Consider the following 16594-nt stretch of genomic DNA (forward strand, 5'->3'; position numbering starts at 1 on the left):
CACCCGAACCCGGGTAGGCGTTAAGACTTCACTTCTGCGAATCAGCCAGAACAGTCGCTGTCCGCTACCGCACGTATAGCAGCACGCCCCTTCCCCCACCAAGCCGAGCGCGTCTCACAGTGAGACTTCTCGGCCTGATGCCGTTCGCCGGAGACGACGACCTGGGCCTCGGAACGCGAGTTGAATCGGGGAGGCATCGCCGCACGGTTTGTCCGACACCGAAGGGCTGCGCCCGAAACCAGGAGCGGGGCTGCTTTGGATCGAGACGATGGTTGAGGACTGCCGCCAACGCCCAGTGGACCCAGGGCTGATCATATTCGGCCGCAACGGGACTCATGGCTGTTCTGATCCCCCTGGGAGCCCGGCGCCGAACACTCCGGCTGCGCTGGGATTCACCGGATTGAGGGTCTCTCGGTTCGCGACTCGGGGCTCGGCGACGACGCCATCCTCAGGGCGGGGGTCTCCGTCGAGGATGGCGATGGTGGCGCAGATCGCCCGGGGGCCGCGCTCCTGACCGTGGTGGTGCCCATCGAGGCAGGTGTCGTTCTGTTTGGCCTCGAAATGGTCGATACAGCAGTGGCGGCAAACGGTCATCAACTCCCCGCCGTACTCATCAGCCCAGTGGCAGGTCCCTTGGCAATGCAGACTGCAACACCCCCGACACACAACCACCGGGGTGTGCAGCGCGCGGAGTTGGTCAACGGCCTCACGCAGGGCGCTGGGCCGCGGCCGGCCGGAGCCGCCGCCGCGGCGGCTCTTGCTGTAACCACCGAAGTCAATTGGGGGGCTGGTCATCCCTTGCTCTCCGCGGCGTGCTGCTGGCTGATGCGTTCTCCACTATCGCGAAAAGCCGTCGCATCGCGGGCGGGAACATGGCATCCCTATGCAAGGCGTGGGCCTGCTTCTTCAACTCGAACAGCCGCGGACTGTCCAGGCTCCAGCCGGGGGCGTTCGCCGGACACGCGATCAGGTCGGCACCCTGCAGCCGCCGGCCCAACCGGTTCTCGAGGCAGTCAAGGCAGAGGAACTCCACACCCGGCCGCCGCCACCTTCGCGGCCTGCCCGCCGACGGCCCTGCTGCCAGGGCTGTTCGTCGAAGTCGTTGATATCGAAGACCAGGCTGCGTTGCGGGGATGCGTAGATGCCGAAGTTGGACAGGTGCGCATCCCCGCAGCACATCACCTCGACACCGCTTGACGGACTTACCGCCAGGTCCGCGGCCATGACCGCCGCCGAACCACGGTAGAAGGAGAACGGGTCGGTGAGCATCCTGGCGAAACGTAACGGCACCAAATCGGCCAGACGGTCGCCGCTCTGTCCGACCAGGATCTCCGTCGCGCTTCGTGACGACCCGACGAGTTCGGCGAGACTGCGGCGGGGCGCCACCTTGCGGTGAGCGCGCCCGCGCGCAGTTGACTCACCGGCGTCTTCGAGGTCTATCAGTCGCTCACGCAGCGGCCGATGCACCTCCACGATCAGCCGCGGACTGCGCTGGTGATCGTGTTGATGTCCTTGCGAACCGCGAACGCGCCGGCGATCTCGAACAGCCCGATCACGATGAGCCAGATGCCGACGACCAGAGCCAGCGTGGCGATCGAATCGAACGGCCATGCCAGCGTGATGATTCCGGCCAGGATCGTCACGATCCCGGTCACGATCGCCAAACCGCGGCCGGAATCGCCGCGATCGCTGATACCACTGGCCAGGACCGCGGTCCCGCGGAAGATGAAGCCGATTCCGATCCAGATCGCCAGCAGCAGCAGCGCGTATCCCTCACCGAAGTGGCGGAAAGCCAGCACAGCCAGAACCACCGACACCGCACCGCTGAGGAACAACAGGATTCGCCCGCCGGCCGAGGCGTGCAGGGCCAGAGCCAAGACCACCTGCAGGATTCCACTGACCAGCAGGTAGCCGCCGAACAGGGCAGAGGCGACGATCAGCGACTTGCCGGGCCACAGCAGGATCAAAACGCCCAACCCGGCGGTCAGCACGCCGGACAGCAGCGTGGCGGTCCAGAGCTTCGAGACCAACGGGGTAGCGACAGAAGTTGTCGTAGTCATTCACAGTCCTCTCAATTCGACACCACACTGTTGTCGAAACTCGGTTGAAGTGTCAAATAACCGCCGTCCCCGGATAACCGGGTGGGCGGCTTACAACTCAATCCTCAAGCTGGACAACGGTTTTGTCCGCGAGGTTGGGCACCACCAACTCGTTGAGGATGCGCTGGTGCTCGGGATGGTCGCGATAGGCCAGGAAGTGCTCGCGGGAATCGAAAACACCGACCACGCCGAAGTCGTAGCTACCCGCGGCCAGACCGAGGTCGCACCCGCACCGGTAGCTCTGCACACCCGCCAGTCGCGGGATCAACTCCCGCAGCGCTTCGGCCACCGGTTCGCCGGAGAAGCCGTCATTCCATTTGAAGGTGACGATGTGAACGAAGGACACCGCGTTTTCCTATCACGATCTCCCGTCGCAGAGGTTCATTCGGAATGGCCGGGTATACGCATGAACGACCGTTGTCCGAGTTTGTACTGTGGTATCCACCGATAGTCCCTGAACGGCGACAGCCAGGACGGATATGACCTCTTTCCAGACTCGGCCGTTGCCGCGCCGGCCGCGCCGGCAGCGACGGCGGATGGGACGACCCGACGGCGTCCCAGCCCTGACTCCGGAGGACTTGCGGATCGCGGTGATCGGCGCGGGGCCCGCCGGCCTGGCAGTAGGCCACGAGTTACTGGCCAAGGGTTTTACGAACTTCACGATCTTCGAGGCCACCGACGCCGTCGGCGGTACCTGGCACCTGCACTCCTACCCCGGGCTGGCCTGCGACGTCTGGGCCCATGCCTACACGTTCTCCTACCGGCCCAACCCCGACTGGAGCGCCAGCTTCGTCGAGCAACCCGAGATCGAGGCCTATCTACAAACCTGCGCCCGCGAGTTCGGCCTCACCTCGCACATCACCCTGAACACCCGTATCGCCAGTGCCCTTTACCAGGACGACGGATTCTGGCGGCTGGAAAGCACCGCCGGCCAGCACTTCGACTACGACGTTGTCATCAACGCGATGGGCAACCAACACACGCCCCACTATCCGAATGTGCCGGGAATCAACGAGTTCCAGGGAGCGAGCTTTCACGGTACGCGCTGGGATCACGATGTCGCACTGGCCGGCAAACGGGTGGTGGTCGTCGGTTCGGCGGCGGGCGCGGTGCAGATCGTCCCCGAGGTGGCCAAGGTCGCGGGCTCGCTCACCGTGCTGCAGCGCTCACCGAACTGGATCATGCCCAGGGGCCGCAAGTTCTATTCAGACGCCCAGCGACAGCGGTGGCGCCGGTTCCCGATCACCATGCGGCTCACCCGCGATGTCCAACGGTTGCTGATGAGCCTGGTCCACGACGCCGCCACCCTGGGCCACAACCGCGCCCGGCAGTTCGAGTCGCGGGCGCGTAAGTTCATCGACCGCGCGATCCCCGATCCTGGGCTGCGCGCCGCCCTGACCCCCGCCGACCCGTACGGCTGCAAGCGCGGTCTGGTCTCCGACGACTTCTACCCGACTCTGCTGCGCGACAACGTCGAGCTGGTCCCCGAAGGACTGCGCGCCGTGCGCCCTACCGGAGTCACCACCGAGAGCGGCCGCGAGATCGACGCCGACGTCATCATCTTCTGCACCGGCTACCGGATCCTGGACTTCGACCGGATCGACGTCATCGGTGAGACCGGCGTGAGCCTCGTCGAGGCGATGTCGACGGCTCTCGGAGCCTTCAAAGGCATTGCGGTTCCACACTTCCCGAACTACTTCTTCGCCGTCGGACCCAACGGACTGCCGTTAGACGCGCCGTACTTCCGCACCGCCGAGCGCAACATCGCGACGATCGTCGGATTGCTGCGCGCCAAGCAGTCGGCCGGCGTGCGGTCGCTCGCGGTCAAGCCGGCGCTGCACCGCGCCTACAACGACTGGCTGTCGACCCGCTTCCCTCGCTACTCCTGGGCGTCGCCCTCCTGCAGTAGCTACTACCAGGACGCGAACGGTCGCACCCCCTTCCTGTTCCCCGGGCGCTTCAAGGAGTACGCCAAGCTGCACGAACAATCCGGTCTGCACGAGTACGACCTGACGACCGCATCGACCCCGTCGACCCCGTCGACCCCGTCGACCCCAAGCCGACAACGGTGAACGCGCCCACCATCCTGACCCTCGACGACCTCGGCGACGCGCCGGTCGGCGGAAAGGCCGAAGGCCTGGCCAAACTGATCAAGCTGGGCTTGCCGGTCCCCCCGGCCTTCGTCATCGTCGGGGCGACTCCCGGCAACCTGCCGGCGGATCTCGCGGAGCACTACGGGCGACTGGGCGGCGCTGCGGTGGCGGTGCGCTCCTCGGCACTGGGCGAGGACTCCGCCGATGCCAGCTTCGCCGGACAGTACGCGACGGTCCTCAACGTCACCGGAATCGACGCGCTGCGCCAGGCGATCGAGACCTGCCTGGACTCGCTGCACAACAACCGGGCCGCCTCCTACCGCCGACAGAGTGCGCCGCCGGCCGCCGAGTCGGCGATGTCGGTGGTGGTCCAGACGATGGTGCCAGCGGCCTGCGCCGGGGTGCTCTTCACCGCAGACCCGGTTACCGGGCGCCGGGACCGCGTCATCATCGACGCGGTGCGCGGCCTGGGTGAGGCACTGGTCAGCGGCCACGCCTCCCCCGACCACTATGTCCTGGACCGCCGCGGGAACACCCGGGAGACCCGAATCGACGGCACCGCAACGATTCTCGGGGAACCCGTCCTGCGCACCCTGCTGGCGGCGGCACTGGCCGCCGAGACCGCCGAGGGCCGCCCACTGGACCTGGAGTGGGCTCTCGACGCCGACGGCGAGGTGCATTGGCTGCAGGCCCGCCCGATCACGCACCTGCCACCGGACCCCAACGAACTCGACACCCCGATCACCGACCCGACGCACGTCTTCACCCGGTGCAACGTCGGTGAGATGTTCCCCGGCGCCTGCACCCCGCTCTCCTATTCGTTCACCGCCCGCGGTATCGACGTCGGTATGCAGATGATGCACGTGCAGGTCGGTATTCAGGAAGCGGTGGTGCCGCAGATGCGTTTCCTGATGATGAACTCCGGGCACCTGTTCCTGAACCTGAGCACCATGAGCGAAACCGCGACCCACGCATTGGGTTCCAGCGCCGAACAGCTGGCGCTGTCGGTGTGCGGGCGGCCCGTCACCGAGTTCACCATCCGCGGTGGGCAGCCACCACCGCGGCTGCGCCGCGCCGCCAACGGGGTCCGGTACGTCAAATATCTTCTCGGCCAACCAAAGGCACGCCGCGAGATGCGCAGCCTGCTCGCCGGTCTGCGCTTCCCCGAGTCGGCGAACGCCGCCGCCGCGTGGCAGGAGATCGACCGCCGCTTTCCGGCCATCTACGACGCCATGAACTACCACCTGATCTCCTCGGCCGGCTCGGGTGTCCTCACGCCGACCCTGCTCGGGGTGATCGCCGGCGGCCGGGAGGCCTCCGAAGTCGACCACGCGAGGGTGGCGGCACTGCTCGCCGGGGCTGAGGACGTCGAGAGCGCCGACATCATCACCGGCGCCGAGCGCATCATTGATCGCATCGCTGACCATCCCCACGGTGCGGAGTCCTTCACCCACGCTGAGGCGGATGCGGCGCTGGAGTGGATCCGGTCACCGGCGGCCGGCGCGGCCCACGGGGAATTCGAGCGCTATCTTCGCGACCACGGCCATCGCGCTATCAAGGAACTGGAACTGCGCCAGCCGGAGTGGCGGCAGGACCCGCTACCGGTGATCCGGGCACTGCAGGTCTCGCTGCGCCAGCGCGGATCGGTGCGTGCCCGCCCCGCCCCGCCCGACAGCACCGCCCGGAGCAGTCGTGCCGTCGCCCTGCTGGCCGCCATGGCGCGCCGGGCGGTCCGGTCCCGCGAGGAGACGAAGTCCGGGCTCGTCGCGGTGACCGCGCGGTTCAAGGAGGCCTACCGCTCACTGGCGACGCTCATGGTCGCAGAGGGACTGCTCCCTGATCCCGATGCGGTTTTCTTCCTCACCCACGACGAACTCGGGCGGCTGGCCCGTGACCTCGAAACACTGCTGGCCGCAACGGCACTGGCCCGCCGGGAGGCGTTCGCCCACCAGGAGGGCTACGAGTTCCCGGACGTATTCCAGGGCGAGCCCGACCGGATTGATCTCGACCTGGTGGCGGCGGCCGGTGAATCCGCGGGTGTCGTGCGCGGAGCCCCGGTAAGCCGCGGCCGGGTCACCGGTGTCGCGCGGATCGTGCGCACCCTTGACGAGGCGGCCGCCCTTCAGCGCGGCGAGATTCTCATCGCACCGGTGACCGACGTCGGCTGGACCCCCTATTTCAGCCTGATCGCCGGCCTGGTCACTGATATCGGAAGCGCGGTCTCGCACGGCGCGGTGGTGGCACGCGAGTACGGGCTGCCGGCGGTCGTGAACACCCGGATCGCGACCCGGGTGTTCAGCACCGGTGACCGGGTCGTGCTCGACGGCGAATCCGGCGTCGTGCGGCTGGCCGGGGCCGAGGACCCGCCATAGCCGACGGCCGGCCAGTCGCAGTCACGCCATCTGTGTCGACATCGGCAGACGAACGGTGAACTCGGTCCGTCCGGGGACGCTGTGGACGGCGATCACACCGTCGTGGGCCCGCACCACCGCCGACACGATCGCCAAACCCAATCCGGTGGAGCCGTTCTGGCGGGAGCGACCGGTATCGGCGCGCGCGAACCGCTCGAACACCTCCGACTGCAGCATCGCCGGGATACCCGGCCCGTCGTCGAGCACCCGGATCACGGCGGCGTCACCCTCGGTTGACAGTGCCACGTTCACCGTCGTTCCGGGATGGGTGTGGTCGCGGGCGTTGGCCAGCAGGTTGGCCACCACCTGATGCAATCTGGCGCCATCGCCGAGGACGTGCACCGAGTCGGTAGGAACGTCGAGGGTCCAATGATGGTCCGGGCCTGCGATGTGGGCGTCGCTGACCGCATCGGCGCACAGCCGCGGCAGGTCCACGGGCTGGCAGTCCAGTTGCCGTCCGGAGTCCAACCGGGCCAGCAGAAGGAGATCCTCGACCAACTGGGTCATTCGGTCGGCCTCCGATTCGACCCGGCCCATCGCGTGGGCGACGTCGGCGGGCACCTCGGCCCGGCGGCGCTGCGCCAGTTCGGTGTAGCCGCGGATGGCGGCCAGTGGCGTGCGCAGTTCGTGGCTGGCATCGGCGACGAACTGGCGCACCCGACTTTCGCTGGCCTGGCGGGCCGAGAGCGCGCCGGCGACGTGGTCGAGCATCCGGTTGACCGCCAGGCCGAGGCGTCCAACCTCAGTGCCCGGGTTGGTGTCCACCGCGTCGACCCGGACCGGAAGCGTCACCTCTCCGCGGTCCAACGGCAGGTCGGCGACCGCGCCGGCAGCGGCGGCGACCCGGTCCAGTGGGGTGAGCGCCTTGCGGATCAGAAACAGGCCGGCAAGTGCCGCGACGATCAGCGCGCACACGGTGACGACCGCGAAAATCAAGGCCACCCGGGTCAGGGTCTGCTCGACGGCGGACATGTCGAGCCCGATCACCAGGCTGTTGGCAGGCTGGCGACCCGGTGTGCTGATGAGACGGTAGCGGCCGAGCCCGTCGAGATCCTTCGACACCGGGTCGCGAATCCCTGCGGCAGCGCTTAACTGGCGGGCTGCTTCGGCGGAGACCTCCCCGCGCTCACCCCCCGGTTTCAGCACGCCTGCTTGTGCGGTGGCCCCGTTGCTGACTATCGCGGCGACCATCCCGACCGGTTGGCCGGGTGCGACGAGCAAGAGCGGACCCGCGCCCGCCGTCGCCGAGGGCTGTCCGTCGCTGCCTGGCTGCGGGGGCGGCGGCTGGCTTTCCAACTTCGAGGAGCGTTGGGTGATGTGACGCAACTGGGTATCGAGTTCCCCGACCAGGTAGCGGTAGAGCGCCACCTCGGTCACAAAGCCGATCCCCACGCACAAGACGGCCAGCAGGGCGAGCTGACCGGCGAGCAGTCGCTGCCGCAGCGACCAGTTGCGAGACGTGCGGCTAGCCGGGCTTGAGGACATACCCGGCGCCTCGCAGTGTGTGAATCATCGGCGCCCGCCCGCTGTCGATCTTCTTGCGCAGATAGGAGATGTAGAGCTCGACGATGTTGGAACGGCCGCCAAAGTCGTAACTCCAGACCCGTTCCAGGATCTGGGCTTTCGACAACACCCGCCTCGGGTTATGCATCAGGTAGCGCAGCAACTCAAACTCGGTGGAGGTCAGGGTGATCAGTTCCCCGCCGCGGGTGACTTCGTGGCTGTCCTCATCGAGGACAAGGTCGCCGACGATGATCTGCGAGCCGTTGTCCGCGTCGCTGATTCCGCTGCGCCGCAACAGCCCTCTGAGTCGCAGTACCACCTCCTCGAGGGAGAACGGCTTGGTGACGTAGTCGTCGCCACCTGCGGTCAGCCCGGCGATCCGGTCCTCGAGTGCATCCTTGGCAGTCAGCAGTAGAACCGGCAGGGTCGGCTTTTCCTGACGAAGCCTCGCCAAGACCTCCAGCCCGCTGACATCCGGCAGCATCACATCCAGAACCACCGCATCAGGGCGCAACTCTCTCGCCGTGGCTACCGCAGCAGCACCATCAGCCGCCGTGGCCACGGTCCAACCCTCGTAGCGCAACGCCATCGACACCATCTCGGCGAGCACTGGTTCGTCGTCGACGACCAGGATCCGGATCGGGCTGCCATCGACCCGTCGCAGCACGACGGGACCGGGCGCTGGTGAACTCACCGTTCCAGTATGAAAGCTGCGATGGGGTGACACTGTGCGATCGCTGTGCGCCGGCTGTGCCCTCGACGATGTCGACCACCGTTTCGACTCCCGAACTGGCCGTTCGCCTCCCGGCAGCGCTCATAACCGACACCTAGGTTCCCGACAGCCGAGACCTAGTCGACCCGCTTAGCGTCGGGGAGTCCGAAGAAAAGTGCGGATACCGAACACCATCAATCCCAACTGCAAGGAGAGTTCCCCATGACGAGAAGCACGTTCACCGCGGCCTTCGTGAGCGCCGCAGGCGTCTCACTGATGGCAGCAGCGTTGGCCTACGGGCCGGCCGGCCGTGCCGCACCCGGTACCGATGACACACCTCCCTGTCTGACCGAGGGCACCTGCGCACTGCTGACACCGGCGACGCCGCGGTACCTTCCGCTGGAACCGACACCGGCTGCCCGTTACCTGCCGCTGACACCGACGACCGCCGGCGACTAGGAGATGGGGGCCGGCTGCAGCCGCGGCTGGCCCCCCTTCGGCGGCCTCAGCCGTGACCGCTTTGCGCAACCAGTTCCGCAGCGGCCCACGATATGGCAACGTCGGGACGAGCGTCGCGGAGCCGCGAGAGGCCGGAGGATCACGTGACCAACCAACCGAGCGTCCAGACCGACGTCGCGCCGTTGCAGCGCTCGGGACGAGACACCAGCACCATCCCGGCGGTGCTGTCGAGGTGGCTGTCCACCGTTATGCCGGGCGGCGTCACGCCCGAGGTGATCGTCGAAACCGGCATCGACTCCAATGGGATGTCTTCGGAGACGATCATCCTGACCGGCCGGTGGGACGAGAACGGCGCACCCGTCGAGCAGAAGTGGGTCGCCCGGGTCGCCCCGACGACCGAGGACGTGCCGGTGTTTCCCGCCTACCGGATGGATCATCAGTTCGAGGTGTTGAGGCTGGTTGGCGACCTCACCGACGTGCCGGTGCCGCAGGTGCGCTGGATCGAGCCGACCGGTGCGGTGCTCGGCAGCCCGTTTTTCCTGATGGACCTCGTGGAGGGCCTCGTGCCGCCCGACGTCATGCCCTACACCTTCGGCGGCAACTGGTTCGCCGACGCACCCGCCGACAGACAGCGGGAACTGCAGGATGCGACGGTGGCGGTGTTGGCCGCGTTGCACGCAATTCCCGATGCCGCTTCGACATTCGGCTTTCTCATCGACGCCGACCCGCCGGGTGACACTCCGCTGCGCCGGCACTTCGGGTGGCTCAAGGACTGGTACGACTTCGCGGTCCCGGACATCGGCCGCTCAGCATTGGTCGAGCGCGCGCTGGCGTGGCTGGCGAAGAACTTCCCCGACGACGTCGCCGCCGGCGAACCGGTGCTGGCCTGGGGTGACTCGCGGATCGGCAACGTGCTCTACCGCGACTTCCGCCCGGTGGCGGTGCTGGACTGGGAGATGGCGACCATCGGGCCGCGGGAGCTGGATGTGGCGTGGATCGTGTTTGCACACATGGTGTTTCAGGAGCTAGCCGGACTGGCCGGCCTTCCCGGACTGCCGAACGTTCTGCGCGAGGACGACGTCCGCGCCACCTACCAGCGACTGACCGGCGTGGAACTCGGCGACCTACGCTGGTTCTACATCTATTCCGCCGTGATCTGGTGCGTAGTGTTCATGCGCACCGGCGCCCGACGGGTGCACTTCGGCGAAATCACCAAGCCCGATGATGTCGAGACAATGTTCTACCACGGCGGTCTGCTGCGCCGGCTTATCGAGGAGGAGGCATAGGGAAATGCTTGGGCCACTTGATGAATACCCCGTGCACCAGGTCCCCCAACCGATCGCCTGGCCGGGATCCTCGGACCGGAACTTCTATGACCGCTCCTACTTCAACGCCCACGACCGCACTGGCGACATCTTCGTGATCACCGGAATCGGCTACTACCCCAACCTCGGCGTCAAGGATGCCTTCCTGCTGGTCGCCCGCCGCGGGGGCGGCAGATTCGGCGGAAGCGGCGACACCCAGACTGCCGTGCACCTGTCCGATGCCATCGACTCCGACCGGCTCAACCAGTGTGTCAATGGCTACCGCGTCGAGGTCGTCGAACCGCTGCGGAAACTCCGCATCATCCTCGAGGAGACTGAGGGCATCGCCTGCGACCTGACCTGGGAGGGCCTGTTCGAGGTCGTGCAGGAGCAGCGACACGTCATGCGGTCGGGCACCAAGGTCACTCTCGACGCCCAGCGATTCGCCCAGGTGGGAGCCTGGAGCGGCAATCTCGTCATCGACGGCGAGGAGATCACCGTCGACCCCGCCACCTGGATCGGCACCCGGGACCGGTCCTGGGGCATTCGGCCGATCGGCGAGCCCGAGCCTGCCGGTCGCCCGGCCGACCCGCCTTTTGAGGGCATGTGGTGGCTTTACGTCCCGATGGCCTTCGACGATTTCGCCATCGTCGTCATCATCCAAGAGGAGCCGAGCGGATTCCGGACCCTCAACGATTGCACCCGGATCTGGCGGGACGGCCGCGTCGAGCAACTGGGCTGGCCCCGGGTGAAGATCCACTACCGTTCCGGCACAAGGATTCCCACCGGCGCCGTCATTGACGCGACCGACGCGACCGGCGCCCCCCTGCGCTTCGAGATCCAGTCCAAGCTACCGGTGCCCATCCACGTCGGCGGCGGCTACGGCGGCGATTCGGACTGGCTGCATGGGGTGTGGCGGGGCGCGAAGTTCACTGAACGGCGCAGCTACGACATGAACGACCCGGCGATCATCGGACGCTCGGCGTTCGGCGTGATCGACCACGTCGGCCGGGGGCTGTGTTACGACGACTCGACGGTGGTCCACGAGGGGTGGGGTCTGTTTGAGCACGGCGCACTAGGCCGCCACGATCCGTCGGGTTTCGCCGACTGGCTCACCGTCGCGCCTTGACCGGTCGACCGAGCTCGTCGACGACCGCCGCCAGCACCTCCACCGGGATGGGCCCCGGCTGATAGAGACACACCCGGTCGGTCAGCCCGCCGGCCGCGGCGACCCGCTCGCGGATGTGTGCGGCGATCTGCGCCGGAGTGCCGCAGGCGGCGATGGTGTGCAGCACCTCGTCGGTGATCAACCCGCCCATCTCAACCCAGCGGCCCTGCTTGGACAGCGCATTGAGGTCCGGCTGCAGATCACCCCACCCGTGCACGTCGAGCACCGGGCGGTAGGCCGGGGTCGAGCCGTAGAACGCCAACAGCCGCCGCGTCGCCTCATGGTCCTCACCGGCGGAGACGATCACCTCCGGCACCACCGCGAAGTCGGTCCGGCCCGCCGCGGCCAGCCCGTCGCGGACCCCCGGCATCGTCGCCTCGGCCAGGAACCGCGTGGTGGAAAACGGCATCACCAGCAGCCCGTCGGCCGTCTCGGCGACCGCGCGGGTCAGCCGCGGCCCCAGCGCGCCGACGTAAATCGGAGGCGGCCCATAGGGATTCGGCCCGGGATTGAACGTCGGCGTCATCAGCGTGTGCCGGTAGAACTCGCCGCGGAAGTCCAGCCGCCCACCGTTCTGCCACACCTCGAAGATGGCCCGCAGCGCACCCACAAGCTCGCACATCCGGGCCACCGGCCGGTCGAAGGAGGCGCCGTACCGCTTCTCGATCTGGGTGCGGATCTGGGTGCCCAATCCGAGGGTGAACCGTCCACCGGTGAGCAGCTGGTGGTCGTAGGCCTGATGGGCCAGTTGCACGGGGTTGCGCGGGAACGCGATGGCCACGTTGGTCATCAGGTCCAGGCCGCCGACCGTCGAGGCCAGGGTCAGCGGCGCGAACACGTCGTGCGGGCCCTCGAAGGTGAACACCCCGGCCGCCCCGGCCTCGCGCAGCGCGGCGGCCCGGGTCGCGGCATCGAGCGGCCCGAACAGCGCGGTCAGTACCTTCATCCCAGAACCCTAGAACTTTCGGTGCATAAACAGGCGGTGAGCGCACGTATGTGCACCGAAATCGGGAAGACTGGGCCCATGGCGCATGACGTGGTGGTGATCGGGGCCGGCCTGGCCGGGTTGACCGCGGCGCGCGAGCTGGTCCGCCGCGGATTCGACGTGGTGGTGCTCGAGGGTCGAGACCGGGTGGGCGGGCGGACCTGCTCCGGCACGCTGGCCGGTGTGCCCGTCGACCGCGGCGCGTCCTTCGTCGGCCCCACCCAGGACGCGGTGCTCAAACTGGCCGCCGACCTCGGCTGCCAGACCACGCCGACCTACACCCGGGGGGCCAACCTGATCCGCTGGCGCGGCCGGGTGCACCGCTACAGCGGCACCATCCCCAAGCTCGGCCTGATCGGGTTGCTCGACATGGGCCTCGTCCAGAGGCAGTTCGAGCGGATCACCCGCACAGTCAACATCAGCGACCCGTGGAACTCCCCCACCGCGGCCAAGCTGGACAGCATCAGCCTGGGCGAGTGGCTGCGCTCCATCAGAGCCACCGCCGGAACCCGTGACCTGATGTCGATCATGTCGCGGGTGACCTGGGGCGCTGAACCCGACGAGGTGTCCCTGCTGCACGCCGCCCGCTACGTCAAGACCTCCGGCGGGCTGGATCGCATGCTCGACGTCGTCGGCGGCGCCCAGCAGGACCACTTCATCGACGGCAGCCACGAGATGGCCCAACGCATCGCCGCCGAACTCGGCGACCGGATTCGCCTTCGCGCAGCGGTCTCCCGCATCGAGTGGTCCGATGACGCCGTCGCGGTGACCTCCACCGCCGGGGTGGTCGAGGCCCGCCGGGCCATCCTGGCGATCCCGCCCGCGCACCGCCAGGACATCGACATCGCCCCGGCGCTGCCGATCGGATATCAGCAACTGGCACAACGCTGGCCGCAGGGCGCATTGACGAAGTCCTACGCGGCCTACCCCACCCCGTTCTGGCGCGCCAACGGGCTGTCCGGCCAGGCGTTGTCCGACCAGGGGCCGGTGTTCATCACCTTCGACGTCAGCCCGCCGCAGGGCATCGGAATCCTGCTCGGCTTCACCGACCCCCGAGGTTTCGACGCCCAACCCGAGCAGAAGCGGCGCGAGCACGTCCTGGCCTGCTTCACCGCGCTGTTCGGCGAACAAGCCGCCAACCCAATCGACTACCTCGATCAGCGCTGGGGGGCTGAGACTTTCGCGCCCGGCGGGCCGACCGCCGCGGTGCCGCCGGGATCATGGACCGAGTTCGGTCGCCTGCTGCGCCAACCGGTGGGTCCGCTGCACTGGGCGGGCACCGAGACCGCCGACGAGTGGACGGGCTTCATGGACGGAGCGGTGCGCTCCGGACAGCGCGCGGCCGCCGAAGTGGCTCACACAGCGCTCAGGAGCTGATCCGCTGCGCCGCGGCGACGGAGGTGACCAGGCTGCGCAGTTGGTGATTGACGGCGCCTGGGTGCTCCAGCATCGCGCAGTGGCCGCCGGGCAGCTCCATCAGGTCGAGCAGATTGGGCACCGCGCCGGCGATCTTGCGGGCCCGGCACACCGGCAGCAGCCGGTCCTTGGTACTGCCGATCACCAGCGCCGGCACGGTCAGGCCGGACAGGTCGATGTAGGTCCGCGCTCCGAGTTCGTCGACCAGCGCCCGGGCCCAGGCGCCCCGACCGGCCGGCGGCGTCGCGGCGAACACGTCGTGCAGAAACCGGGAGATGGCCGGGTCGGCATCGGCGCCGACGGCCATCATCTGCAGGAAGCGCAGACTTCCGGGCTGGGTGCCGCGAATCAGTGGGGCCCCGCCCAGCGAGCGGATCATGGTCGCCGCCGCGGCCACCCGGGCCGAGCGCAGCATGCCGGGCAGGCGCAGTAACTGGATCTTGTCCAAGAGGTTGCCGTGGGTGGTGTTGATCAGCGCGACGGCGTCGACCCGCTGTTCGACCCGGTCGCGGAAGCGGTCCGACCAGGCGCTGATCGCGATGCCGCCCATCGAATGACCGGCAACCACCGCGCGCTCCCCCGGGCGCAGCACCGCACCGAGCACGGCATCGAGGTCCGCGGCCAGGTGATCCAGGCTGTAGGCCGAGGCCGCGGGCACACCGCTGCGACCGTGACCCCGGTGGTCATAGGCGATCACCCGGAAATCTCGGGCGAGGTCGTTGATCTGCTCGTGCCACACCTTCAGCGAGCAGGTGATTCCGTGCGCCAGCACGATCGGGTAGCCGTGCGGGGGCCCGAAAACCTCGGTGTGCAAGCGGGTGCCGTCGGCGGAGTGCACGATCATCGTCCTGCTCGGCGGCAGGGTGGGTCCGGAGTCCCGTCCCCTGGTGCGTTTAGCCGGTTTGGCCTGCTGTTTGTCGACCACTGGTGCCGGCATCATCGCTCCTCGCCGGGCGGCCACGTCGCCGCTCCGCCGCAGAGCATAACCGCGCTTAGGGCCCGGAAACCGGAGATAGCGGGATACAGATCCCCAGCGAGTCCCACCTGTCACACCTGAACCGCCATTGCCCGGCTTCCGCGCAGATGCCGGTAAACACCAGTATCTTGAGTTGCCGCACCGTATGGTGCGTTTGCTAGTTTGACCGGCGACACCTGTCGTCTCTGTCAATCCACATGAAGGAGAACCCTGAGAATGAACACCAGAATGGCCCGCGCCGCGGCCGCTGCCGGCGGCCTTGCCATCGCTGCCGCATTCGCCGTGAGCTGCTCGCAGGCCCAGGAGGCCACCAAAGACATTGCGTCGAGCGCCTCGAGCGTCGGTTCCTCGGCCGCCAGCGCGGCCGGAAGTGCCGCCAGCAGCGCCGCCAGCGCCGCGGGCAGCGCCGCCAGCAGCGCCGGCAGCGCGGCCAGCAGCGCGGTGAGCAGCGGCGCCAGCGCCGCCAGCAGTGTCGCCAGCAGCGCCGCCAGTGGCGCGAGCAGTGCGGTGAGCAGCGGCGCCAGCGCAGCCTCCAGCGCGGTCTCCTCCGCGGTCGAGGGCGCCACCACGATGAACGTTCCGGGGGTCGGCGACGTGTCGCTCGATGCCGACACCGCTGCAGCGTGGACCCGCCTCGGCGGCGCCAGTGCCCTCGGTTCTCCCACCGGTATGGCGGAGAAGGTCGGCGACGGCTTCGTGACCCCGTTCGCCTCCGGCAACATCTACTCCTCTCCCGCCGGGGCCTACCTGGTTCAGGGTGAGATCCTGCGGGTCTACACCGAGCAGGGCGGCCCGGCCGGTGCGCTGGGCTTCCCGACCGCTGATGAGACCACCACCGGCGGCGGCCCCAGGACGGCCGACGGCGGCTGGGTCAGCGAGTTCCAGAACGGCTCGATCAGCTGGACCAACGACGGCGCGGGTGGCTTCACCGAGACCGTCGCGACCAAGTAGTTCGGCAACACCGAAGCGGCCCCCGGGGTTACCCCGGGGGTCGCTTTGCATCCGGGGCACAGCCTTCCCGGCACTGCTCGCAACGGCACTGCTCGCAACGGCACTGCCCCCAATGGCACTGCCCCCGGAACCGATCCGTTTATCCTGACTGGGTTCGGGGCCGAGTACGAAAGGTCGGAATCGTGGGCGCACGCTTTCGTGCCATTCTCGGAGTGGCCGTGCTGGTCGGTCTGATCGGCGGGCTGCCCGGCCTGGCCGGTGCCGCCCCGGCGCCACCCCGGGTCGTGTCGATCTCGACCTACGACATCGAACCGTTCGTGATGACCGAGGATGGCGTCAAGTCGGGGTTCACCATCGACCTGCTCAACGCGATCGCCAAACGCACCGGCTGGACCTACAACTACACCGAGGGCAAAACCGTCAAAGGCATCCTGGCCGATGTCACCGCCGGGCGCGCCGACGCCGCGGCCGCGGCGATCTCCATCACCTCCGACCGCGCCGAAGTGGTCGACTTCTC

At 68.1% G+C, this 16594-nt stretch carries 16 protein-coding genes; 8 read left to right on the forward strand and 8 right to left on the reverse strand.

Annotated elements, in window-relative coordinates:
• Nucleotides 1-333: 333 nt before the first annotated feature.
• From ADBZ5N_RS10910 to ADBZ5N_RS10925, 4 genes are all read right to left on the reverse strand, one after another.
• Complete coding sequence (locus ADBZ5N_RS10910; RefSeq protein ID WP_526257504.1) at nucleotides 334-795, reverse strand: hypothetical protein; 462 nt, start codon at nucleotides 793-795, stop codon at nucleotides 334-336.
• Between the two features lie 171 nt (nucleotides 796-966).
• Nucleotides 967-1473 carry a DUF2252 family protein gene (locus tag ADBZ5N_RS10915; RefSeq protein WP_526257505.1) on the reverse strand — a complete coding sequence of 169 codons (507 nt, stop codon included), beginning with the start codon at nucleotides 1471-1473 and terminating at the stop codon, nucleotides 967-969.
• Between the two features lie 2 nt (nucleotides 1474-1475).
• Complete coding sequence (locus ADBZ5N_RS10920; protein ID WP_526257506.1) at nucleotides 1476-2060, reverse strand: HdeD family acid-resistance protein; 585 nt, start codon at nucleotides 2058-2060, stop codon at nucleotides 1476-1478.
• Nucleotides 2061-2157: 97 nt separating this feature from the next.
• On the reverse strand, nucleotides 2158-2445 hold the full coding sequence (locus tag ADBZ5N_RS10925) for a Dabb family protein (RefSeq protein ID WP_526257507.1): 288 nt from the start codon (nucleotides 2443-2445) through the stop codon (nucleotides 2158-2160).
• Between the two features lie 190 nt (nucleotides 2446-2635).
• Between ADBZ5N_RS10925 and ADBZ5N_RS10930 the strand changes: the two genes are divergently transcribed.
• Both ADBZ5N_RS10930 and ADBZ5N_RS10935 read left to right on the forward strand, forming a co-directional pair.
• Nucleotides 2636-4171 (forward strand): flavin-containing monooxygenase, encoded by a 1536-nt coding sequence (locus ADBZ5N_RS10930; protein WP_526257508.1) that lies wholly within the window; start codon nucleotides 2636-2638, stop codon nucleotides 4169-4171.
• Nucleotides 4168-6564 (forward strand): PEP/pyruvate-binding domain-containing protein, encoded by a 2397-nt coding sequence (locus ADBZ5N_RS10935; RefSeq protein WP_526257509.1) that lies wholly within the window; start codon nucleotides 4168-4170, stop codon nucleotides 6562-6564. The genes ADBZ5N_RS10930 and ADBZ5N_RS10935 overlap by 4 nt, the downstream gene beginning before the upstream one ends.
• 21 nt (nucleotides 6565-6585) lie before the next feature.
• Here ADBZ5N_RS10935 and ADBZ5N_RS10940 read toward each other — a convergent pair whose 3' ends face one another.
• Nucleotides 6586-8088, reverse strand: a complete 1503-nt coding sequence (locus ADBZ5N_RS10940) for a sensor histidine kinase (RefSeq protein WP_526257510.1) — start codon at nucleotides 8086-8088, stop codon at nucleotides 6586-6588.
• A complete protein-coding gene (locus ADBZ5N_RS10945) occupies nucleotides 8069-8770 on the reverse strand; it encodes a response regulator transcription factor (RefSeq protein WP_526257517.1) in 702 nt (233 codons plus the stop codon). The genes ADBZ5N_RS10940 and ADBZ5N_RS10945 overlap by 20 nt, the downstream gene beginning before the upstream one ends.
• Nucleotides 8771-9040: 270 nt before the next feature.
• Between ADBZ5N_RS10945 and ADBZ5N_RS10950 the strand changes: the two genes are divergently transcribed.
• The 3 genes from ADBZ5N_RS10950 to ADBZ5N_RS10960 all read left to right on the forward strand — a co-directional run bounded on the left by ADBZ5N_RS10950 (nucleotide 9041) and on the right by ADBZ5N_RS10960 (nucleotide 11710).
• A complete protein-coding gene (locus ADBZ5N_RS10950) occupies nucleotides 9041-9277 on the forward strand; it encodes a hypothetical protein (RefSeq protein ID WP_526257511.1) in 237 nt (78 codons plus the stop codon).
• A gap of 143 nt (nucleotides 9278-9420) precedes the next feature.
• Nucleotides 9421-10563: a phosphotransferase family protein gene (locus tag ADBZ5N_RS10955; protein WP_526257512.1), complete on the forward strand. Its 1143-nt coding sequence runs from the start codon at nucleotides 9421-9423 to the stop codon at nucleotides 10561-10563.
• A gap of 4 nt (nucleotides 10564-10567) precedes the next feature.
• Nucleotides 10568-11710: an Rv3169 family protein gene (locus ADBZ5N_RS10960; RefSeq protein ID WP_526257513.1), complete on the forward strand. Its 1143-nt coding sequence runs from the start codon at nucleotides 10568-10570 to the stop codon at nucleotides 11708-11710.
• Here ADBZ5N_RS10960 and ADBZ5N_RS10965 read toward each other — a convergent pair.
• Nucleotides 11694-12695: a TIGR03617 family F420-dependent LLM class oxidoreductase gene (locus tag ADBZ5N_RS10965; RefSeq protein WP_526257514.1), complete on the reverse strand. Its 1002-nt coding sequence runs from the start codon at nucleotides 12693-12695 to the stop codon at nucleotides 11694-11696. The genes ADBZ5N_RS10960 and ADBZ5N_RS10965 overlap by 17 nt on opposite strands.
• A gap of 78 nt (nucleotides 12696-12773) precedes the next feature.
• On the opposite strand from ADBZ5N_RS10965, the gene ADBZ5N_RS10970 reads away from it, so the two are divergent.
• A complete protein-coding gene (locus ADBZ5N_RS10970; protein ID WP_526257515.1) occupies nucleotides 12774-14111 on the forward strand; it encodes a flavin monoamine oxidase family protein in 1338 nt (445 codons plus the stop codon).
• Here ADBZ5N_RS10970 and ADBZ5N_RS10975 read toward each other — a convergent pair.
• Entirely contained in the window at nucleotides 14101-14994 is an 894-nt protein-coding gene (locus tag ADBZ5N_RS10975; protein WP_526257518.1) for an alpha/beta fold hydrolase, read from the reverse strand. The two genes, ADBZ5N_RS10970 and ADBZ5N_RS10975, sit on opposite strands and share 11 nt — an antisense overlap.
• A gap of 360 nt (nucleotides 14995-15354) precedes the next feature.
• Between ADBZ5N_RS10975 and ADBZ5N_RS10980 the strand changes: the two genes are divergently transcribed.
• Entirely contained in the window at nucleotides 15355-16077 is a 723-nt protein-coding gene (locus tag ADBZ5N_RS10980; protein ID WP_526257519.1) for an LGFP repeat-containing protein, read from the forward strand.
• 182 nt (nucleotides 16078-16259) lie between these two features.
• The coding region (locus ADBZ5N_RS10985; protein WP_526257516.1) for a transporter substrate-binding domain-containing protein at nucleotides 16260-16594 on the forward strand (335 nt) is incomplete at its 3' end.

Origin of the sequence: Mycobacterium sp. (assembly GCF_044370595.1) — a bacterium.
In the GTDB taxonomy this organism is placed as follows: domain Bacteria; phylum Actinomycetota; class Actinomycetes; order Mycobacteriales; family Mycobacteriaceae; genus Mycobacterium.